18 protein-coding genes and 1 pseudogene are annotated in these 20,984 nt (G+C 46.6%); 4 read left to right on the top strand and 15 right to left on the bottom strand.

The window, feature by feature from the left end:
• Positions 1-2: 2 nt before the first annotated feature.
• A complete protein-coding gene (imuA, locus tag PRUB_RS20975; RefSeq protein WP_010385108.1) occupies positions 3-698 on the bottom strand; it encodes a translesion DNA synthesis-associated protein ImuA in 696 nt (231 codons plus the stop codon).
• A gap of 179 nt (positions 699-877) precedes the next feature.
• Between imuA and PRUB_RS20970 the strand changes: the two genes are divergently transcribed.
• Positions 878-1,591 (top strand): SOS response-associated peptidase family protein, encoded by a 714-nt coding sequence (locus tag PRUB_RS20970; protein ID WP_010385109.1) that lies wholly within the window; start codon positions 878-880, stop codon positions 1,589-1,591.
• A 52-nt stretch (positions 1,592-1,643) separates the two neighbouring features.
• On the opposite strand, the gene PRUB_RS20965 is transcribed toward PRUB_RS20970, so the two are convergent.
• The 7 genes from PRUB_RS20965 to PRUB_RS20935 all read right to left on the bottom strand — a co-directional run bounded on the left by PRUB_RS20965 (position 1,644) and on the right by PRUB_RS20935 (position 8,643).
• Complete coding sequence (locus PRUB_RS20965; RefSeq protein WP_198452402.1) at positions 1,644-3,815, bottom strand: methyl-accepting chemotaxis protein; 2,172 nt, start codon at positions 3,813-3,815, stop codon at positions 1,644-1,646.
• A complete protein-coding gene (locus PRUB_RS20960) occupies positions 3,778-5,301 on the bottom strand; it encodes a HAMP domain-containing protein (protein ID WP_198452401.1) in 1,524 nt (507 codons plus the stop codon). The genes PRUB_RS20965 and PRUB_RS20960 overlap by 38 nt, the downstream gene beginning before the upstream one ends.
• Before the next feature lie 524 nt (positions 5,302-5,825).
• Positions 5,826-5,966, bottom strand: coding sequence for a hypothetical protein (locus tag PRUB_RS20955; protein WP_155946375.1), 141 nt, complete (start codon positions 5,964-5,966; stop codon positions 5,826-5,828).
• A gap of 255 nt (positions 5,967-6,221) precedes the next feature.
• Entirely contained in the window at positions 6,222-6,620 is a 399-nt protein-coding gene (locus PRUB_RS20950; RefSeq protein WP_198452400.1) for a hypothetical protein, read from the bottom strand.
• A 524-nt stretch (positions 6,621-7,144) separates the two neighbouring features.
• Positions 7,145-7,285 carry a hypothetical protein gene (locus PRUB_RS20945; RefSeq protein ID WP_155946375.1) on the bottom strand — a complete coding sequence of 47 codons (141 nt, stop codon included), beginning with the start codon at positions 7,283-7,285 and terminating at the stop codon, positions 7,145-7,147.
• Between the two features lie 255 nt (positions 7,286-7,540).
• Positions 7,541-7,828 carry a hypothetical protein gene (locus tag PRUB_RS20940; protein WP_010385112.1) on the bottom strand — a complete coding sequence of 96 codons (288 nt, stop codon included), beginning with the start codon at positions 7,826-7,828 and terminating at the stop codon, positions 7,541-7,543.
• Positions 7,829-8,502: 674 nt separating this feature from the next.
• Positions 8,503-8,643 carry a hypothetical protein gene (locus PRUB_RS20935; RefSeq protein ID WP_155946376.1) on the bottom strand — a complete coding sequence of 47 codons (141 nt, stop codon included), beginning with the start codon at positions 8,641-8,643 and terminating at the stop codon, positions 8,503-8,505.
• Positions 8,644-9,321: 678 nt separating this feature from the next.
• Between PRUB_RS20935 and PRUB_RS20930 the strand changes: the two genes are divergently transcribed.
• Positions 9,322-11,034: an alkaline phosphatase D family protein gene (locus PRUB_RS20930; protein ID WP_010385113.1), complete on the top strand. Its 1,713-nt coding sequence runs from the start codon at positions 9,322-9,324 to the stop codon at positions 11,032-11,034.
• A 53-nt stretch (positions 11,035-11,087) separates the two neighbouring features.
• On the opposite strand, the gene PRUB_RS20925 is transcribed toward PRUB_RS20930, so the two are convergent.
• From PRUB_RS20925 to hrpB, 4 genes are all read right to left on the bottom strand, one after another.
• Positions 11,088-11,429 carry a hypothetical protein gene (locus PRUB_RS20925; protein WP_010385114.1) on the bottom strand — a complete coding sequence of 114 codons (342 nt, stop codon included), beginning with the start codon at positions 11,427-11,429 and terminating at the stop codon, positions 11,088-11,090.
• 2 nt (positions 11,430-11,431) lie between these two features.
• On the bottom strand, positions 11,432-11,983 hold the full coding sequence (locus tag PRUB_RS20920) for a hypothetical protein (RefSeq protein WP_010385115.1): 552 nt from the start codon (positions 11,981-11,983) through the stop codon (positions 11,432-11,434).
• A 23-nt stretch (positions 11,984-12,006) separates the two neighbouring features.
• On the bottom strand, positions 12,007-12,186 hold the full coding sequence (locus tag PRUB_RS20915) for a hypothetical protein (protein ID WP_040645389.1): 180 nt from the start codon (positions 12,184-12,186) through the stop codon (positions 12,007-12,009).
• A 395-nt stretch (positions 12,187-12,581) separates the two neighbouring features.
• Complete coding sequence (hrpB, locus tag PRUB_RS20910; RefSeq protein ID WP_010385116.1) at positions 12,582-15,026, bottom strand: ATP-dependent helicase HrpB; 2,445 nt, start codon at positions 15,024-15,026, stop codon at positions 12,582-12,584.
• Positions 15,027-15,314: 288 nt separating this feature from the next.
• Between hrpB and PRUB_RS20905 the strand changes: the two genes are divergently transcribed.
• Positions 15,315-15,875 (top strand): metal-dependent hydrolase, encoded by a 561-nt coding sequence (locus PRUB_RS20905; protein ID WP_010385117.1) that lies wholly within the window; start codon positions 15,315-15,317, stop codon positions 15,873-15,875.
• Between the two features lie 26 nt (positions 15,876-15,901).
• Here the strand turns inward: PRUB_RS20905 and PRUB_RS20900 are convergent.
• A pseudogene (locus PRUB_RS20900) lies at positions 15,902-16,174 on the bottom strand (ATP-dependent helicase HrpB); the annotation flags it as partial.
• 288 nt (positions 16,175-16,462) lie between these two features.
• On the opposite strand from PRUB_RS20900, the gene PRUB_RS20895 reads away from it, so the two are divergent.
• Complete coding sequence (locus PRUB_RS20895; protein ID WP_010385117.1) at positions 16,463-17,023, top strand: metal-dependent hydrolase; 561 nt, start codon at positions 16,463-16,465, stop codon at positions 17,021-17,023.
• A 182-nt stretch (positions 17,024-17,205) separates the two neighbouring features.
• Here the strand turns inward: PRUB_RS20895 and PRUB_RS20890 are convergent, their stop codons facing one another.
• Positions 17,206-18,138, bottom strand: a complete 933-nt coding sequence (locus tag PRUB_RS20890; RefSeq protein ID WP_010385118.1) for a diguanylate cyclase — start codon at positions 18,136-18,138, stop codon at positions 17,206-17,208.
• A 102-nt stretch (positions 18,139-18,240) separates the two neighbouring features.
• Entirely contained in the window at positions 18,241-20,979 is a 2,739-nt protein-coding gene (locus PRUB_RS20885) for a CHASE domain-containing protein (protein ID WP_010385120.1), read from the bottom strand.
• Between the last annotated feature and the right edge of the window lie 5 nt (positions 20,980-20,984).

Here is a 20,984-nt window from a genome sequence, read left to right as displayed (position 1 = left end):
GACTATCCGCCAGTACGATACTGCCGCACTGTATCCGGAATTTCTTTGCGCTGAGTATGGAAGTGCTCGGTCAGTTCAGGCCAGTGTGGTGACATATCTAATGCAAACCGGGACTGAGCCCAGCCACCTCGGCGCTTTTTAATGGTGATATTCAGGCCACTCGCATGCGGACTAAGACCCAGGCTTAAAGACACCGGCAACGTCCCCTGGCAATGGTGTTCATGACGCAGTAAATACAGGCACGCTTCACCCGTGCTAGCCGCCAGTTGTAAACGCTTTACCTGATGTACCTGTAACTCGCCATGCCATAGCAACACACTGTTACAGGCTCCGCTTTTTAAGCATTGTTCAGCGGCCCACAATGCCTCCTGCGGAGATCCGGGAGTGATCTCCAGGAGTTTACTGGTGTCCATGCCGGTACGTTGTAATGCATCGGCATTCAGCCGCGCAGGGGGTGTAATGACCGCAGTCAGGCCGTCTTGCTGTATCAAACTGGGTAATAACAACCTGAGTTCACCAATCCCCAACTCTGTATGTAAATCAACCACACCCACTTTGGGAAAACCGCCCTGCAGATGTTTGTCTAATTCAGCAAACCCCGTCGCAGTAACTGCCCCATTTTGCTGTTGGCGCTTTGCAAGCCCTGCCCCCTGCCATACCAGATCCTGACGCTCTAATAGTTCAATTAAATTACTCATAGCACCCCCAAACTGTATATTTATACAGTATAATTACTGTTGAGCAAAGTGCAAGCATGCAGTAAGTAACGCGTACTAAGCAGGCGTGTTCCGGCATCCGAAAAGCATAAAACACTTAATCCAGATCAAGCAGTTACATTCAAAATCAGCTAAAGTAATTAAGACAACAGGAGCATAGTATGTGTGGACGATTAAATATCACCGATGATCCTTTTGTGATCGAGGTATTAGCAGGGTTAGGTATTGCAAACCCCAAAGAGACAATGCACTTTGGCCGTTTTAAAAAAGCAACTGACAGCATCAGTATTGTGCATGAAGAGAATGGCCAGCGACAACTCAGCAACGCAACCTGGTGGTTGTTACTGGACCCACAACCCGGGCAAGGCTTCAAGCCATCTAAATATACCTCATTCAATAGCCGCTATGACAAACTGCATGTCAAAGGCAGTGCTGCCTATCAGCCGTTTCACTACAGCCGCTGTATTATCGTGGTAAAAGGCTTTGGAGAAACCCAGTTTGCACAGGGTAAACCACAACATTATTACGATTTTATCGCCACAGACGGGGCATTATGTTTAGGCGGATTATATAAAGTATGGTACCACCCGGACAGCGGGCAAAAGCACTACTCCTGCTCAGTCATCACTTTACCAGCACATCCTAAATTGCGCCGCTATCATGACAAAGCGAGCCCTCTGATCCTGCCACCCGACCCTGCTGAACTCAATGCCTGGCTGGACAGTACAATACATGATGGTGGTCGCTTTACGCATTTGCTGATCCCTCATTTATATCAACGTCTGGCTGCCATCCAGATAGATAAGCCCAGTCTGTACCGTCCCCTGGGTGAGACCACTTATATCACCAAAGATCCCCCCCGTAACAAGGGGTGAGCCGATACAGTATTTTGCACCCGCCCACTACACTCTGGCTCATGTGAAAAAATCACACCTGATAACGCGCCAGAATGTCGTCCAATTGTACGGCCAACCTCGCCAGATGTTGTGATCGGTCGTCAATATCCTGGCTAAGTTCCAAATTACCATTGGCTTCTTCGCTGATGGCACTAATGGCTTGACTGATCTGTGCAACCACCGCCGACTGCTCCTCCGCTGCTGTCGCCACCTGTGTATTCATAGCCACAATCTGTTCAATCGCATCAGACACATCGATCAAAGACCCCTTTGCCCGCTCAGATGTCTGGGCGTTATCGACAGAACGCTCACGACTTTGTTGCACTGACTGCTGCGCTTCACCAACCCCACTTTGTAGCGCTTTGATCATCTGTTCAATTTCTTCTGTCGCTTGCTGAGTACGCTGAGCCAGGCCACGAACTTCATCTGCAACTACCGCAAACCCGCGCCCTGATTCACCAGCTCGCGCCGCCTCAATAGCCGCATTCAATGCCAGTAAGTTGGTCTGTTCAGCAATGGCCTGGATCACGTCCAGCACACTGCCTATCTGTTCACTCTGAGACGATAACCCATTCATAACTTCCCCGACTTTATCCATCTCCTCGGCCAGCTGTTCCGAAACATCGGCACAGTGCTCCACCAGCTGATTAGTCTGAGAAGTCAGTGTACTCACCTGGTGAGTCTGCTCCGAAGTGTTCAGCGCACTACTTGCCACCTCCTGAACCGTATGCTGCATTTGCTGCCCGGCTGTCGCCGATTGCTCACAATCCTGAGACTGTTTATTCACCCCGTCAATCAGTCCCGCGACCCGCTCTGACAGCGCCGTCGACATTTCTTTAAGCGTATGCGCACTGTGTAGTAAGTCAGCAAAGTTTTGCTGTAGCCGCTCAACCAGACTATTTACCGAGCGGCTTAAGTCACGGATCTCATCATCACCCTCATCGGGTGCACGCAATCTGAAATCGTTATTATCTGCGATGCCACGGATCGCTTTACTGGCAGCGATAACAGGCCGTGTAACCCGGTTAGCAACAAAGAAGCCCACCACACTGGCCAGGATTGCCGCCACAGACACAAATAATACTGAGGATCTAAGCACAGAGTATTTCAATTCGGTGATCATGGCGAACGCTTCGCTTTCATCTATTTCGCTCACAATCGCCCAGTGTAGCCCATCGATTTCCAGCGGCGCGTAGGCCGATGCCACAGAGACAGCCCGGTAGTCAGAGAAAATAGCAAAGCCACTTTGGCCTGACAGCGCAGCCCGGGTGCCTGGGGAGTCAATTCGCAATGTGCCTATGGTGGTATGTTGCTGTTCAATGTTATCGACCATGTCTTTATCGACATCAAATGACCTGAGCTGCGCAATAAAACCACCGGGATCTTCCACAAAAAACCGACTGTTGTTTAGCAACACTTTGTTTTGATTCACCAGATAAAGTTCACCACTGTCACCCAGACCTTGTTCATGCCATTGTCCATTCAACGTCAGCATGCGATTAATCTCATCCACAGGCAGCTGGAATATTAAAGTACCAAGCAAAGTGCCGTCATCAGCCAAAATCGCAGAACTGACAAACCCGGCCGCAGCATTGTAAGACGGCATATAAGGGCTGAAGTCGACAAAGTGTCCTTCACGCACATGCTGGGCACGAGCAGCCTCATAGGCACGTGCCAAACCAGACTCCCGAAATGGGCCATTGGTCAGTGACGTTGCAAAGTCCAACTCCTTAAATACGGAGTACACCACATCCCCCTGAGGGTTGGTAATAAATATATCGTAGAAGCCAAAACGTGCCTGAAACTCGCGCAGTGCTTTGTGATAACGGCGGTGCACGGCGCTGTAGGTACTGTTGTCCCCCGCATCCAGCAGTTGATCTTTACTCCCTAGCGGATTGGGGTTTGCTGCAATATAGTGACTTTGAAGCCCACGCGCCGTCGGGCTCAGTCGCGAAAACAGACTGCTCGCACTGAGACTGTCGCCCGGGTTCTTTTGTCTGTATTGGTTAAGAAACTGAGTTTCGTAAAAGCGGCTCAGAGATAGTTCAGCTTCCCGGGCGTGCGGATAACTCGCAAACGCTGCTGAAAAAGCCCGACTGGCGTCAACCACCATAGTGGAGCCCGCCAGTGTTACCACCTGATCCGAGATAGTTTTAAAATAACGTTCAACCTGAGCTTGCATCGCGTTTAAGCGTATGCGCACTGTGTAGTAAGTCAGCAAAGTTTTGCTGTAGCCGCTCAACCAGACTATTTACCGAGCGGCTTAAGTCACGGATCTCATCATCACCCTCATCGGGTGCACGCAATCTGAAATCGTTATTATCTGCGATGCCACGGATCGCTTTACTGGCAGCGATAACAGGCCGTGTAACCCGGTTAGCAACAAAGAAGCCCACCACACTGGCCAGGATTGCCGCCACAGACACAAATAATACTGAGGATCTAAGCACAGAGTATTTCAATTCGGTGATCATGGCGAACGCTTCGCTTTCATCTATTTCGCTCACAATCGCCCAGTGTAGCCCATCGATTTCCAGCGGCGCGTAGGCCGATGCCACAGAGACAGCCCGGTAGTCAGAGAAAATAGCAAAGCCACTTTGGCCTGACAGCGCAGCCCGGGTGCCTGGGGAGTCAATTCGCAATGTGCCTATGGTGGTATGTTGCTGTTCAATGTTATCGACCATGTCTTTATCGACATCAAATGACCTGAGCTGCGCAATAAAACCACCGGGATCTTCCACAAAAAACCGACTGTTGTTTAGCAACACTTTGTTTTGATTCACCAGATAAAGTTCACCACTGTCACCCAGACCTTGTTCATGCCATTGTCCATTCAACGTCAGCATGCGATTAATCTCATCCACAGGCAGCTGGAATATTAAAGTACCAAGCAAAGTGCCGTCATCAGCCAAAATCGCAGAACTGACAAACCCGGCCGCAGCATTGTAAGACGGCATATAAGGGCTGAAGTCGACAAAGTGTCCTTCACGCACATGCTGGGCACGAGCAGCCTCATAGGCACGTGCCAAACCAGACTCCCGAAATGGGCCATTGGTCAGTGACGTTGCAAAGTCCAACTCCTTAAATACGGAGTACACCACATCCCCCTGAGGGTTGGTAATAAATATATCGTAGAAGCCAAAACGTGCCTGAAACTCGCGCAGTGCTTTGTGATAACGGCGGTGCACGGCGCTGTAGGTACTGTTGTCCCCCGCATCCAGCAGTTGATCTTTACTCCCTAGCGGATTGGGGTTTGCTGCAATATAGTGACTTTGAAGCCCACGCGCCGTCGGGCTCAGTCGCGAAAACAGACTGCTCGCACTGAGACTGTCGCCCGGGTTCTTTTGTCTGTATTGGTTAAGAAACTGAGTTTCGTAAAAGCGGCTCAGAGATAGTTCAGCTTCCCGGGCGTGCGGATAACTCGCAAACGCTGCTGAAAAAGCCCGACTGGCGTCAACCACCATAGTGGAGCCCGCCAGTGTTACCACCTGATCCGAGATAGTTTTAAAATAACGTTCAACCTGAGCTTGCATCGCGTTACGACGTGAAACCAGGTTATTTTCAATTTCCTTCGTCACGGCGGCTTTTCCTTCCTGGTAGGCCAAAACACCGATAACAAAGCAGCTAATAAGTAAAGGGATAACAGCAAGCAGAACAGCAACGATACTCAGACGGTTTTTTAATTGCACGTGAACTCCTACAGTACAAAACAAACCTATTCCGGGCAGGGAGAATAGGTCAATGCAAACCACAGCCACTGAGACTGAAACCCGTTGATAATCAGAAGTCAGGTACGTCAACAGCAGCTAATACACCATGTCAAAGTACAGTAATGCGACACTATCAAGATGTGACTTCCACTACCACGGCACTTTAGACATGAATTTAGTTATTAAAATTAATTAGATGCAAGATCAACCTACACCCTTTAATACTTTGATACTAGTAATTAATAATTAGTTTTTGATGTCAATCAGGTATGACCAATGAAAAATAAGTAAAGAGGTTGCAATATTTGGCTGGCTACAGGGCATATATCTGACTCCTCTTGTGTCCCGTCAGCAGTATAACTCTGGCTATGCTTTATTATTTCAATTCAAGAAAAAGACTAGATAAGAATATTCTTATAAAGGTAGATTTAGGATCATCAGGTAGACGACAAGAGCCACTATCGTGGCTCTAAACATTTAGAATTCAGTGTAATGTATGGTTCTTATTTGAGCTGACAACCGTCCTCATAGCAGCCTGTCTGCGTAAACCAGGCACCACCTGCGATACGGCGTGTCTCTTTAAGCTGCAATTGCTCTTGTTTGTTCAGATTTTTTAGGTTTTGTTTTTTTAGTGATAATTTCATTTTAATTTTCCTTTTAATTATTTAGTAAAACCGAGCTCAATAAAACACAAAAGATAAAAACCTGTCAAATAAAATTAAAACAAAAAAAACAATTTTAAAAAAATGCACAATCAAAAAAAATGAATACCCTGCTTTATTTAACAGTAAAATAACCCCATGAAAGTACATTACCGAGCCATTTTATATGTAACCACTCACATACTCAAAAAACCTTGAACTATCATGAAATCATGATCTTTCAAACCTTATTACCAATCATTTTAAGTCGCGTAAACAGGCTACTCGTGCTGAGACTGTCACCCGGTTTTTTTGTCTGTACTGGTCAAGAAACTGAGTTTCGTAAAAGCGGCTCAGAGATAATTCAGCCTCCCGGACGTGCGGATAACTCGCAAACGCACCTGAAAAAGCCCGACTGGCGTCAACTACCATTGTGGATCCCGCCAGTGTTACCAACTGATCTGAGATAGTTTGAACATAATGTTCAACCTGAGCTTGCATAGCATTACGACGTGAAACCAGGTTATTTTCAATTTCCTTCGTCACGGCGGCTTTTCCTTCCTGGTAGGCCAAAACACCGATAACAAAGCAGCTAATAAGTAAAGGGATAACAGCAAGCAGAACAGCAACGATACTCAGACGGTTTTTTAATTGCACGTGAACTCCTACAGTACAAAACAAACCTATTCCGGGCAGGGAGAATAGGTCAATGCAAACCACAGCCACTGAGACTGAAACCCGTTGATAATCAGAAGTCAGGTACGTCAACAGCAGCTAATACACCATGTCAAAGTACAGTAATGCGACACTATCAAGATGTGACTTCCACTACCACGGCACTTTAGACATGAATTTAGTTATTAAAATTAATTAGATGCAAGATCAACCTACACCCTTTAATACTTTGATACTAGTAATTAATAATTAGTTTTTGATGTCAATCAGGTATGACCAATGAAAAATAAGTAAAGAGGTTGCAATATTTGGCTGGCTACAGGGCATATATCTGACTCCTCTTGTGTCCCGTCAGCAGTATAACTCTGGCTATGCTTTATTATTTCAATTCAAGAAAAAGACTAGATAAGAATATTCTTATAAAGGTAGATTTAGGATCATCAGGTAGACGACAAGAGCCACTATCGTGGCTCTAAACATTTAGAATTCAGTGTAATGTATGGTTCTTATTTGAGCTGACAACCGTCCTCATAGCAGCCTGTCTGCGTAAACCAGGCACCACCTGCGATACGGCGTGTCTCTTTAAGCTGCAATTGCTCTTGTTTGTTCAGATTTTTTAGGTTTTGTTTTTTTAGTGATAATTTCATTTTAATTTTCCTTTTAATTATTTAGTAAAACCGAGCTCAATAAAACACAAAAGATAAAAACCTGTCAAATAAAATTAAAACAAAAAAAACAATTTTAAAAAAATGCACAATCAAAAAAAATGAATACCCTGCTTTATTTAACAGTAAAATAACCCCATGAAAGTACATTACCGAGCCATTTTATATGTAACCACTCACATACTCAAAAAACCTTGAACTATCATGAAATCATGATCTTTCAAACCTTATTACCAATCATTTTAAGTCGCGTAAACAGGCTACTCGTGCTGAGACTGTCACCCGGTTTTTTTGTCTGTACTGGTCAAGAAACTGAGTTTCGTAAAAGCGGCTCAGAGATAATTCAGCCTCCCGGACGTGCGGATAACTCGCAAACGCACCTGAAAAAGCCCGACTGGCGTCAACTACCATTGTGGATCCCGCCAGTGTTACCAACTGATCTGAGATAGTTTGAACATAATGTTCAACCTGAGCTTGCATAGCATTACGACGTGAAACCAGGTTATTTTCAATTTCCTTCGTCACGGCGGCTTTTCCTTCCTGGTAGGCCAAAACACCGATAACAAAGCAGGTAATAAGTAAAGGGATAACAGCAACGATACTCAGACGGTTTTTTATTGCACGTGAACTCCTACAGTACAAAACAAACCTACTCCGGGCAGGGAGAATAGGCCAATGCAAACCACAGCCACTGAGACTGAAACCCTTTTATAATAATAAGTTAGGTACGTCAACAGCAGCTGAAACACCATATCAAAGTACAGTAATGCGACACTAAGGAGATGTGACTTCCACTACCACGGCACCTTAGACATGAATTAAGTTATTAAAATTAATTAGATGCAAGATCAACCTATACCCTTTGATACTTTGATACTTTGATACTTTGATACTTTGATACTAGTAATTAATAATTGGTTTTTGATGTCAATCAGATATGAGCAATAGAGCAGTGTAAGTTTGGGGTTCTATTCTTTCAGAGGGTCAACGCGAAAGAACGCAAGTGTAATAAGCTCTCCCACAAAATAACAAGCGATTTGGTGTAAAGTAGCACGAGTGGTTTATTCAGCATTGATACTTATATTAATGGTCAGTATTTTACTGTGAACTTGAGAGTATCCCTCTTTAATCAAAATAAGGCCACTTTGCGGCCTTATTCTTTATGAATCAGTGTGTCAACAAATTAGTTAACGACAAGCTTAGTGATACTGGCAGCCTTTCTCGTAACATCCAGTCTGAGTATTCCAGCCACCACCTGCGATTTGGCGTGTCTCTTTAAGCAGCAGTTGCTCTTTTTTGTTCAGGTTTTTTAGGTTTTGCTTTTTTAGTGATAATTTCATTTTAACTTTCCTTTTAATTATTTAGTAAAACCGAGTTCAATAAAACACAAAAGATAAAAGTCTGTCAAATAAAAAATCAAAACAAAAAACAATTTAAAAAGCATATCCAATCAAAAAATGAATATCCTGCTTTTATTAATAGTAAAAGTAATCCATGAAAGCACATCACCGAGCCATTTTATATGTAACCACTCACATACTTAAAAAGCTTTTAACTATGATGAAGCAATGGCCTTTCAGAGCTCATTACCAATCATTTTAGATTGTCATAAATGAACCCAAATCAATCAAAAACAGCAATGAAAAAATTCATGAAAACAAAAAATAAACAAGCAGATACAACAAGGAAACAAAATAAACTTATAAAACACAAGTAATGGACACCTCCTCGCACTCCAATCCTTTCTTATTGCACACTAATTCATTTAACGCACCACCAAAACAAAAGTCCGCAACAATAAAGGCAAAAGCGTCAATCAACTTTATTTTGACATAAAGTTGAAAACATTATTTCACATCCTGTCTCTAAAATTGCGCCTTCCTCAACAGGATGAGGCTGCCCGTGCACCAAACTATGCTATCTGCAAAGAACATCTGGGTTGAATTAACAAAGGAAATACACACAGAACTTGCAAGCGCCACTTGTTTACTTCGCTTGCGTTAATACCAGGTAAAATAATGAAGACAATACGCTTACTGCTCAGCATCAGCACTGTATTTGGCAGTTTCCATGCACTGAGCGCTCCAGAAGTGCATTACGACCAGTGTCAGAACACATTTAGTTATTTGGGTGCCAGTTATCAGGGCACAACGGATAAAAATAACTCTGGTAGCCAGTGGTGCTATCTTAAACAGGCCACCGATGGTTCCAGCTGGGGTAATGTCCGGATTGAAACCATCCCTGCATTTACCACCGTTTCCGGAAAAAGCTGTAAAACGCCCTCCAGCTATCAGGGCGAACAGTTTTACGGCTGCTCGACACGTAATCACAGTGCCCCCTGGTGTTATGTTGATGAACAGGGAAGTTGGGAAGAATGTGCAACACAAACACCAGATCCCCTGATGAGCCACACACATCCGCAACCCGAGAAGCGCCTGGATCGTGTCGCGCTGGGCTCTTGCTTTAAAACAAAAGGCGACATGCCTGCTGCTCTGGCACGCCTGATAGGACATAAGCCTGACTTATTTTTCTGGCTAGGTGACAATATTTACGCAGACACCGAAGACATGAGTACTATGCGCCAAAAATATGATGATAAGAAGCGCAATTCAGACTACCAGAAGTTTCTGGCTGCTGAAATTCCGGTTATGGCAACCTGGGATGACCATGACTTTGGCCGTAACAACGACGGTAAACACTATCCTAAACGTGCCGAAAGCCAGCTGGAGTATTTACGTCACTTTGATGCCAAAGCGGACGACCCCAGACTAAACGGTCAGGCAGGTATCTATGAAGCGAAAATGCTGGGACAAAAAGGCGAACAAACCCATGTGATCACGCTAGATGCGCGTTATTTTCGCTCACCTACCTTTGCCAGCTATGGTGCCTGTGAAGGTGATGCGACTACGATTTTGGGTGAACAACAGTGGCAATGGCTGGAGAAAGAGCTCAGCAAGCCATCAGAAATTAAGTTAATTGCCAGTGGAATACAGGTCCTGCCCCCTTTATATCAGGGTCGTAATCGGAGTAACTATTGTGCCTATGGAGATGGTAAAAAGTTCGATCAGGCAATAAGTAACCTACAAGAATCCGACATGTCAGGTACCAGTTACGAATCCTGGGCTGAAGTTCCTCTGGAGCGTGAGCGCCTGCTCAGGTTGGTACAGAAGTCAATCAATGCAGGTAATGCAAAAGCAGTGATCTTCCTATCTGGTGACCAGCACTGGGGTGAGTTACTGCAAAAGGATATTCCTGCCAGTAATGAATATGGCGGCATGACCAGAGTTTATGAGGTGACGGCTTCCGGGTTTGGACAAAACTGGCCATATCACATCGAAAACCCGCTGCGTTTACCTGTCTATGCCGATACCAAAGGAGACGGTAACTACAACAAGCAGTGCAAATTCCCTGCTAAATATGCCGCGGTAACCTATCAGGGGTGTATTACCCGGGATCATGACAAACCCTGGTGTTACACCGAAGTCGATGAGAGTGGCAATGGTGTTAAAGGTGAATGGGGTAATTGTGCTGACAGTGGCGCGAAAATACCTACAGGTCAGGTTGGTGTTGTCAGTAAAGACATCGCAAACCTCACCACCAGTAACCGTCACTTAATCAATAAGTCTGGCAGTAACTATGGCATGCTGGATATAGACTGGCAAAAACGGACCATTAAGATGTCGATAGAAACAGCTGAAGAAGAAGCGGTATCGACTATCATTACATTTTAGGTCACACGAAAAAGTACGCTGATCTGCCACTGTAGGTCAGCTTCTTAACGCACTTACTTGACCACCTTCAGGCCCTGCCCTGTTGCTCTCGGCGCGTCAGGTATCGGTTGGTCCTTCGCCAGGGCCTTGAAAGCGCGTGCTCTATCATGAGCGCTTCGCACAGCATCACATTGTGCAATAATATCTTCTTCATCCAGCGCCTCACCCAAATCCATCACTATTCTGTATGCGGACTCATATAATTCTTGCCTGGTGTCTTCTTCAGCGCGAAAACGCGTAAAAAAATCCTGCACTTTTTGCTCTGCCCCATGTAATTGGGTGCCCTGAATACAGGCGCCTATAATAATACCGAGCATCAAAAAAATCGCCAAAGAGGTAAGAACGAGTAGCAACATGTTTAAGCCTCCTGCCGGATCCGGGTTTCCATAAATTTATAAAACGGATATTTGGCAACAATCAGCCACTCACACAGATTCGCAATCACAGTTGCGGGACCATATATAGAGTACAGCAGCTCATTCCCCAGATACCCTCTCAAGAGCAATTGGGCGGCATTTAATAACATCAGGAATAAAGTAATATACAGGCTATACCGTGCCACTCTGGTGAAATAACACCCTCTGATCACATGAAGCAGATACAAAGTGGCAGCATAAGCAGCGGTCGTGCACACGATCACAAAGTAATACAGCTTGATCACTAACTGATTATCCGCCTCTATGTCCAGCATGTATGTTGCTAGACTACCACTGATGGCATGAAAAACCAGTACAGCCAGCGCGGTTAAAAAACATGAATGCATTTTATGATCGGCAGGTGTTTTTAAACTCGACTTACCACCAAAAAATAAGCTAAAGCTATGTTTTCTGAAAGAAAAAATTACAAAAAGCACAACGATAAGTTCAAGAAAACGTATTCCCCACCCCGCCACGATGTAAAATTCATTCATGCTCAATCCTTTATATAAAAACTCTACTGACAACAATAAGGAGCAGAGTGGAGGGGCCGTGTAGGTTGGGCACCATCAGCTCCACCTCCACCGCCAAAGACTTCAGCTAGCTGTTCTTGTGATAAATTGATATCGGTTAACTGCTTAAGTTTTTTAGATTTCACACCTAAGCGATGACCATTTCGATTGATAGAAGCTTTCATGGGCTTTTCCTTACGTTTCTTTTTAAGATAGAACAGTCTTAGCCTCGTGCTGCTTTCATGTTAAACAAGCAAAACCAAACTTGCAAACCTAAATTAACACAAATGTAACCGAGAAACACTTTAGCCAGACCCTATTGACAAATACGTCAAAAAACTAAATTACCATGAAAATATTAATATTAAAGGTACTACTTTTAAATATCATGCGACAAAATGCAATTTAAAGCTGAAATGATCAATACTTAAGACGCTTACCTATGCAGTTCACCCACAGAGTGCTCTGCGAACCGGCTCAATCAGAACAGTGCCACTCGCAGTTCCTCTATTGTGGAATTAGCTCACACGCGCCATTGGCAAGAAAACCACCTTAAGCTTAAGGCCTTTTTGGATCGGCGCTACATTCGACTCTTCACCCGGTTGGTAGCCTGAGCGGTTGCGGGATCATCCGGCCAGAAGTGTTTTGGATAGCGCCCTTTCATTTCTTTTTGTACTTCACGATAGCTGGATTGCCAGAAATGGGCTAAGTCCTGAGTCAGTTGCAGCGGCCGCTGAGCGGGTGAGAGCAACTCCATCAGCACAGGTAAACGTCCTTCACATAACACCGGGCTGTGACTCATGCCGTATACTTCCTGCATCCTTACCGCCAGACGAGCGGGTCCATCAAGCTGATACTGAATACGTATATTTGATCCACTGGGCACCGTAATACGCTGAGGTAGCAACGCATTAAGACGCTGCTGCTGTGACCATTCCAGTGTACTTAACAAAGCAGCATAAAGATCGAGTTTTTTCAACTGAGGTAATTGCTTAATATTATCTAAATAGGGACCTAGCCAAGACTCAAGACGCATCAGCAAACTCTGTTCATCCTGAGCCCGAAACTCCTCAGGGTAGAGCCGCTGAGCCAGCGCCATTCGAGTTAGCAAGTCTTCACAATCTGCATAGGCATTAAAAATCAACAACCCTTGTTGACGCACCAGGGTTAACCAGGCTTGAGTGCGTAATGCCGTGTCGACCGGCCCCGCTGCGGGTTTTGCAAGATACACCCAATGACCGAGACAAATGCGGTGCTCGTGGACAAACTGCCCTGACTTTTGCTCAAACTCACACACATCCTGCTCAGTAAACAAATAGGGCAACGCAGCATATAACTGTTTAGGCTCAAATGCCGTTGCACTGAAGATTTGCAGCCCTTTGTGGCCGCCGAGATCGGCAATCGCCAGATAATTGGCATCCAGCCAGTATTCTTTGTGCGCATTCACCCCGGCACCATTGGCTAACACCCAGCCCTGCCCGCGACGTTTTGCCAGACGGTCGGGAAACGCAAGCGCAATTACGACTGGCAGATGTTCAATCGCCAGTTCCCCTTGTGCTTGCTGAAGTTGTGCCCGGCGCAACCAATATGACAGCTGCTGGCGAAAAGCCCCATGTGGTGTTGCCGCTTGTTGCTGCAATGCGATGCTCAACTCAGCCGATACTGACACCCGGCTCTCCAGCAGCGCGATAAAATAACAGCCCAGGCGGGTTATTCCCGGGTAATCGGCTTCAAGCATTTTTGACTTTAATAACATATGGCCGTATCTGGGGTCTGCGCCCAATGACTGAACTTGTTTACCCAGCACAGTGACGCGGTCACGGTCATCAATTAACTCCAAACTGCGTAACAGGGCTTGTGCTTTAGACAGCTGAGCCTCCGTTGGCGCATCCAGCAAAGCCAGTTCAGTAACCTCGCTGCCCCACACCTTGGCTTCCAACATCAGACCACTCAGATCACTACACAAAATATCCGCCCGGTCATGAGCATCGCGACGCTCAAACAAGGCCTTGCTACCCAAACGATATACCACCCCAGCCTCAATACGACCTGCACGCCCGGCACGCTGTACCGCTGAACTACGTGAAATGGACTGTGTCACCAGCTCACTGACACCCGTGCGCAAGTTGTAGTGAGCAGCCCGGCGCTTGCCGCTGTCCACAACAATGCGGATCCCCTCTATGGTCAGGGAAGTTTCGGCAACATTGGTCGTCAGCACCACTTTGCGCATGCCCGCCGGTGCAGGCTCAATGGCAGCCTGCTGAACTTGTTTGTCCTGATCACCTGATAGTGTGGCTAACATCAGCTCCGGCTGAGCACTGAAGGTATCTCGTAGTGCGTCTGAGACATAACGAATTTCTTTTTGTCCGGGTAAGAACACTAAGATGCTGCCGGTCTGCTCATTTAGGGCCTGGCGTACCATTGCCGGGATGTGTTCCAGCCAACGACTTTCATCTTTTAACGACACATATATTTCATCAATAGGAAAGCTGCGCCCATCAGAGCGTACCAGAGGACATGTCAGAAATTGTTGATACCGTTCACTATCCAGCGTCGCCGACATCACCAACACGTGCAGGTCATCGCGCAACGCCATCTGCGACTCCAGCGCAAACGCCAGCGCGGTATCTGCCGCTAAAGAACGCTCATGAAATTCATCAAAAATCAGCAGATCAACGCCATCCAGTTCAGGGTCAGCCTGCAGCAAACGCGTTAATGTACCTTCAGTGACAATTTCAAGCTGAGTGCGGGCAGAGACTTTGACCTCCTGACGGATCCGCAACCCCACACGCTCACCCACAGACTCGCCCAGCTGTGCGGCAAGAAAGCCCGCAATATTACGTGCTGCCAGACGCCTGGGCTCTAGCATAATGATACGCTTAAAATGCCCATCCAACATGAGCTGTAACGGCAGCCAGGTGGACTTACCAGCACCAGGAGGGGCCTGTAACAAAACACGGGGCTGCGTAGTTAATTGCGAGACAAGTTCATTGTAGACGGCCTGAATGGGTAGCGCTGAGCTCATTTTTACTGCTGTATTAAGTCCAATATAATGCTAGTTTATACTAATCCCACAAATTAAGTGACTCATTCTGACCTGCACATCACTCATACTCCAACTGCCCTACATCTTATCTGGCCTCATGTCTCTACATTGTTTTAGTTGCGTTTTCACAGTAAATGGGCGAGTTTACCCCATATAAGTAGATATCTAACGGAGTATGGTAAGATCATCCAAAAAGGGCGAACCGCTTCACTCAATGTGAACGGTCGCAAAATCAAAATCGGACAAGCATATTGCTCAAAGGACCTCATGACACCCAGTGCACACCTTATGATGAGCTGGCTATGCGGTGCCAGCACACAGACTACGAAACGTGAACGTATCCTCATTACTGTCGCTGGCTTAACCCCGGACCTGGACGGTGCAGGACTGCTTATTGACTGGCTCTCGGGGACAACCCGATACTATCAACAATGGCATCATATCTTTGGCCACAACCTGTTGTTTGCGATAGGTATTGCAACCTGTGCCGGATTGCTGGCACGTACCCGGCGAGGGTGCGTTTGGCTAATGTCGTTTATCGCCATCCATTTGCATTTATTCACCGACTTAATTGGTTCCAAAGGGCCTGATGGCTATCAATGGCCAATCCAGTACTTTTACCCATTCAACAACACCGGATTTACCTGGCAAGGACAGTGGGCACTGAATGCCTGGCAAAACCAGCTAATATGGTTGCTACTCTTACTGGTATGCATTGGCTATATAAAACGTAGCAACATCTCTTTCTTCGAGCTCTTCGGCGATAAATTGGATAGTGCAGCACGTGCACTGTGCACCAGATTATTGTCCAGATACACCAGACAGTGAGGCTCCGGCCCGGCGGAAATACGGGCAGAGACTTTGACCTCCTGACGGATCCGCAACCCCACACGCTCACCCACAGACTCGCCCAGCTGTGCGGCAAGAAAGCCCGCAATATTACGTGCTGCCAGACGCCTGGGCTCTAGCATAATGATACGCTTAAAATGCCCATCCAACATGAGCTGTAACGGCAGCCAGGTGGACTTACCAGCACCAGGAGGGGCCTGTAACAAAACACGGGGCTGCGTAGTTAATTGCGAGACAAGTTCATTGTAGACGGCCTGAATGGGTAGCGCTGAGCTCATTTTTACTGCTGTATTAAGTCCAATATAATGCTAGTTTATACTAATCCCACAAATTAAGTGACTCATTCTGACCTGCACATCACTCATACTCCAACTGCCCTACATCTTATCTGGCCTCATGTCTCTACATTGTTTTAGTTGCGTTTTCACAGTAAATGGGCGAGTTTACCCCATATAAGTAGATATCTAACGGAGTATGGTAAGATCATCCAAAAAGGGCGAACCGCTTCACTCAATGTGAACGGTCGCAAAATCAAAATCGGACAAGCATATTGCTCAAAGGACCTCATGACACCCAGTGCACACCTTATGATGAGCTGGCTATGCGGTGCCAGCACACAGACTACGAAACGTGAACGTATCCTCATTACTGTCGCTGGCTTAACCCCGGACCTGGACGGTGCAGGACTGCTTATTGACTGGCTCTCGGGGACAACCCGATACTATCAACAATGGCATCATATCTTTGGCCACAACCTGTTGTTTGCGATAGGTATTGCAACCTGTGCCGGATTGCTGGCACGTACCCGGCGAGGGTGCGTTTGGCTAATGTCGTTTATCGCCATCCATTTGCATTTATTCACCGACTTAATTGGTTCCAAAGGGCCTGATGGCTATCAATGGCCAATCCAGTACTTTTACCCATTCAACAACACCGGATTTACCTGGCAAGGACAGTGGGCACTGAATGCCTGGCAAAACCAGCTAATATGGTTGCTACTCTTACTGGTATGCATTGGCTATATAAAACGTAGCAACATCTCTTTCTTCGAGCTCTTCGGCGATAAATTGGATAGTGCAGCACGTGCACTGTGCACCAGATTATTGTCCAGATACACCAGACAGTGAGGCTCCGGCCCGGCGGAAATAATACCAATTTGCTTAATTAAGTGTTCTATTTTGAGGCGAGAAAATATAGTCGATAACAAGGCAAAAATTTTGCTATTTAGTTGTTCTAAATGAAAAATTTTTAACGCTGTTAGCGTCCTATTTACTCCTTCAAATAGACCAGGTATTAAGTGAAATTGGTATTAGTAAGAAAGAACAGCCATACTGGCTTGGTACTGATTTCGCCCAGATTCTTTGGCATTGTACAAAGCAGCATCAGCTTGCTCAATGAGCTTGGCCGGCGTAGTGGCCTTTGAACTGCCCGTGCAGGACAAGCCCACACTCACAGTGACAAAGTTATGGGGCGATGTTGGATGAGCAATGGCGAGCTTTGCCACACTTTGTACAACCTTAGAGGCAAATTCCTGCGCGCTATGTACTGATGTATCGGGCAACAACACCGCGATTTCTTCACCGCCATAACGACACACCAGATCGACCGGGCGCTGAGTGCACAACGACACTTGTCGGGTCACGTCTTTCAGCGCTTTATCTCCTTCAAGGTGCCCCTGACTGTCATTGAATTTTTTAAAGAAGTCGATATCAATAAGCAATAATGCCAGTGGCACTCGCCGACGCAGGCTATCCTTTAACAGGCGATCAATTTCAATATCGAAAAAACGGCGATTATATAGCTCTGTCAGACCATCGACGAAGGATTGGTTGGTGAGAATGTCCGCCTGTACTTTGTACTTCAGATGGGTGGAGATCCGTTTAACCAGCGTACTGGCAACTAATGGCTTCTCTATGAAATCGACGGCGCCTGCATCCCAGCACTTTTCCTGTACCTGGGGTTCCTGGCTTGCAGTAATAAAAATCACGGGGATATCAGCCAAGTCAGGGGTTGATTTGAGCTTTTTGCAAGCCTGTAGTCCGGACATGCCTTCCAGGTTGATGTCCATGATGATCAGGTCGGGTTTAATTTTGTGGCACACTTTTAAGGCAGTTTCAGCACTTTCAAAACTCACCGTGCGACAAACAGGCTTTAATATCGCACTCACCAACTTGCGGATCGCTTTCGCATCATCCACCACCAATACCGTACAACTCTCGATACTGTGCACAATTTCAAACATCGAATTCCATCCCGTTTACCCAGGGTTATGCCACTTAACACCCACACTAAGACAGGTCTGACAGCCTGAGTTAATTAACGAGGGTACTACTATCATAGCTCATTATAGGAATTTCAGCCGACCCGCCATCCTATTGGGTTGCGGTGCATGTGCTGAAATCACCTGCCAAAGCACTTTTTGTTCTATTGGTTTTGCGATATAGCCATCAAAACCTGCATGCTGATACTTTTGCCTGTCTTCGGTTAACACATTAGCAGTCAGGGCTATCACTGGCAATGCCGGGTGCTGCTGTTTTATAAGTTTACATGCCTCGACGCCATCCATCACTGGCATCTGGATATCCATTAACACAAACTCCGGGCACTGCTGCGCCACCTGCTCGACAGCCTCTTGACCGTTCCATACCATTGTGATGTCTGCATTACACTTATTCAGCAACGCGCGAACCACCAATTGGTTAATCTCATTGTCTTCTGCAACTAACACCCGTACGCCGGTTAGATCAGGAAGCGCGATCCCATCCTCGGACAACTCGGCCTGCGACTGTGCGCTTTTCTCAAGTGGCAGGTACACCGTAAAAACACTGCCCACGTTTTCCATACTTTGCACCTCAATGGTGCCCCCCATCAGTTCAACCAGAGAATGCGTAATGGATAGCCCCAGCCCGCTTCCCCCAAACTTGCGAGTCGTGGACTTGTCGGCCTGCTCAAAACGCTGAAACAGCCGGCCTAATGCTTCTTTACCGATACCCACGCCTGTATCGCGCACACTAAACACCACACCGGGTTCGCCCTGCACCTCCTCGATTTCAAGGTCCACTCCCCCTTTTTGAGTAAATTTAATCGCATTAGAGATTAAGTTGAGGAGTATTTGTCGAACCCTGACGGCATCCCCCTCCCAGCAGGCATGACCAGAATGCTCAACGACACTCAAATAAATCCCTTTCTGGGTGGCCACAGCCTGTAAGTCTGTCTGAATATGGCTGATCAATTCCGTCAAATTGAATGGCCGTACCTCTAATGAGAGTTTCCCTGCCTCAATCTTAGAAAAGTCCAGAATATCATTGATGATGGTGATTAATGCCTTGGCCGAATAAGTGGCTTTATCCAGATACTCCCTGGCTCTGCCAGACAGTGTCTCCTCACTCAACAGCTGTAAAGTACCGTACAAGCCATTCATGGGCGTGCGTATCTCATGGCTCATATTGGCCAAAAATTCTGATTTGGCCCGCGTTGCATGCTCGGCCACTTGCTTCGCTTCCGCCAGTGCCTGTTCATGCTCCAACTGTTCAGTCAGGTCGTAAGCAACCCCCAAAAAGCCAACCAACTTACCATGGTTGTCCTGAAGGCGCGATACACTCAGGCGCACCGGCGTCAATTGCATACTCTTTTTGACATAAGTCCAATTGTTTACATCGTTTTTGCCAAGACGTGCTTTTGCGACAAAAGCTTCAAAACCGGGCTCTACAGGGTAACCCAGCTCTGCCGTTAACTGTTCAGCGCGCTGTGCCACTTCCAGTTCCAGATGAAACACTGCGGGTGTACATTTACCTATCATCTCTTGCGCTTTATAACCCAAGAGCTTCTCCGCCGCAGGGTTAAAAACCGTGATCACTCCCTGAACATCGGTTGCTATCACTGAGTAGGTCGCACTGGCTAAAATGCTGCGCTGTAATACCCCCACTTGTTCTATTTCAGCTGTTCGTGCAAGCACTTTTTGTTCCAGCACCGCATTGGCCTCTGACAGGGCTTTTTCCCGTGTTTCAGATAAATCCAGCTGGTGTGCTTTAGACTGGTGCACGCGTAATATCAGCAGCTGTACGCAAAACACCACCAGCATTAATGCCAGTGTGACCATCACGGCTTCTCGCACCGCTCTGTATTGACTCGGTAACCCCAGTGCCTCAATGTAATTTGTGGTGGGGCTGAGCTCCAACCGCCAGGTTCTGCCATACAGCTGGCTGACACTGTGAACGCGATATTGACTCAGTTCTGCTTGCAGCTCTCCGTGACTAAAGAACAAAGTGCTATTCTGACGGTCGACATCCCTGACATTGAGGACCAGGTTACGCTTAATTCCTTTCAGCGAGTCCAGCACTTCATCAATGAGGATCGGGCTGTAACTCCAGCCTGCAAGGTGAGCCATACGCTCCGTGGAATTTTTAGGGATATCGTTTTGTGTATACACTGGCATAAGTATCAAAAAGCCATGCTGCGCTTTTTGATTTGCCTGTACTAAGGTGATTGGCGCAGTTAATGTAACTGCAGCGCGTCTGGCGGCTTCAGTCGCCGCAATCCGACGCATAGCTTCTGAGCCAATGTCCAGGCCTACTGCCTGCTTGTTACGCGATTCAGGCTCAATAAACTGGATCACATACAGGCTTTGTTCATGTGGTGTTATTTGTTTAATGCTAAACTGCTTATCAGGCCTTTGCTGTCGGGTGCTCTGAACAAACTCCGCTTTGCTTTCAGTGGGAACAAAGCGAATAAACCCAAACCCTCGCGCCCCCGGGAACTCTCGTTCGTGATAGCGACTGCTTGTGTATCGCTGCATACGATCGTAAGTAAAGTTCTGCGCCCCCACTGTCTGTATGGCACCGCGCATTCCCGCCAGTCCATAACGATACAAGGCCATTCGCTCTTCCATCGCCTGAGTAAGACGGGTCAGATCATCTGCCATAGCACCTTTTATTCGAGCATCAATACGTTGCAAATGAGATTGGTGACTATACCAACCACCCAGGGCGCCCAGCACAATGACAAGCAACAAAGGCCAAATAAGCTGCCAGAGAGGTCTGTTTTCTCTTAGTGCGCCATCTGGGGGTTTTATCACATCACTCATCTTAG

The organism is Pseudoalteromonas rubra (assembly GCF_000238295.3).
GTDB lineage: Bacteria > Pseudomonadota > Gammaproteobacteria > Enterobacterales > Alteromonadaceae > Pseudoalteromonas > Pseudoalteromonas rubra.
Note: the sequence above shows the minus strand (reverse complement) of the source record. Positions and strands in the feature narration are given on the sequence as shown.

What these genes read in the sequence shown, in the direction of transcription:
- imuA (WP_010385108.1), bottom strand. Translation starts at nt 698, where the DNA reads ATGAGTAATTTAATTGAACTATTAGAGCGTCAGGATCTGGTATGGCAG.
- PRUB_RS20970 (WP_010385109.1), top strand. Translation starts at nt 878, where the DNA reads ATGTGTGGACGATTAAATATCACCGATGATCCTTTTGTGATCGAGGTA.
- PRUB_RS20955 (WP_155946375.1), bottom strand. Translation starts at nt 5,966, where the DNA reads ATGAAATTATCACTAAAAAAACAAAACCTAAAAAATCTGAACAAACAA.
- PRUB_RS20945 (WP_155946375.1), bottom strand. Translation starts at nt 7,285, where the DNA reads ATGAAATTATCACTAAAAAAACAAAACCTAAAAAATCTGAACAAACAA.
- PRUB_RS20935 (WP_155946376.1), bottom strand. Translation starts at nt 8,643, where the DNA reads ATGAAATTATCACTAAAAAAGCAAAACCTAAAAAACCTGAACAAAAAA.
- PRUB_RS20930 (WP_010385113.1), top strand. Translation starts at nt 9,322, where the DNA reads ATGAAGACAATACGCTTACTGCTCAGCATCAGCACTGTATTTGGCAGT.
- PRUB_RS20925 (WP_010385114.1), bottom strand. Translation starts at nt 11,429, where the DNA reads ATGTTGCTACTCGTTCTTACCTCTTTGGCGATTTTTTTGATGCTCGGT.
- PRUB_RS20920 (WP_010385115.1), bottom strand. Translation starts at nt 11,983, where the DNA reads ATGAATGAATTTTACATCGTGGCGGGGTGGGGAATACGTTTTCTTGAA.
- PRUB_RS20915 (WP_040645389.1), bottom strand. Translation starts at nt 12,186, where the DNA reads ATGAAAGCTTCTATCAATCGAAATGGTCATCGCTTAGGTGTGAAATCT.
- hrpB (WP_010385116.1), bottom strand. Translation starts at nt 15,026, where the DNA reads ATGAGCTCAGCGCTACCCATTCAGGCCGTCTACAATGAACTTGTCTCG.
- PRUB_RS20905 (WP_010385117.1), top strand. Translation starts at nt 15,315, where the DNA reads ATGACACCCAGTGCACACCTTATGATGAGCTGGCTATGCGGTGCCAGC.
- PRUB_RS20895 (WP_010385117.1), top strand. Translation starts at nt 16,463, where the DNA reads ATGACACCCAGTGCACACCTTATGATGAGCTGGCTATGCGGTGCCAGC.
- PRUB_RS20890 (WP_010385118.1), bottom strand. Translation starts at nt 18,138, where the DNA reads ATGTTTGAAATTGTGCACAGTATCGAGAGTTGTACGGTATTGGTGGTG.
- PRUB_RS20885 (WP_010385120.1), bottom strand. Translation starts at nt 20,979, where the DNA reads ATGAGTGATGTGATAAAACCCCCAGATGGCGCACTAAGAGAAAACAGA.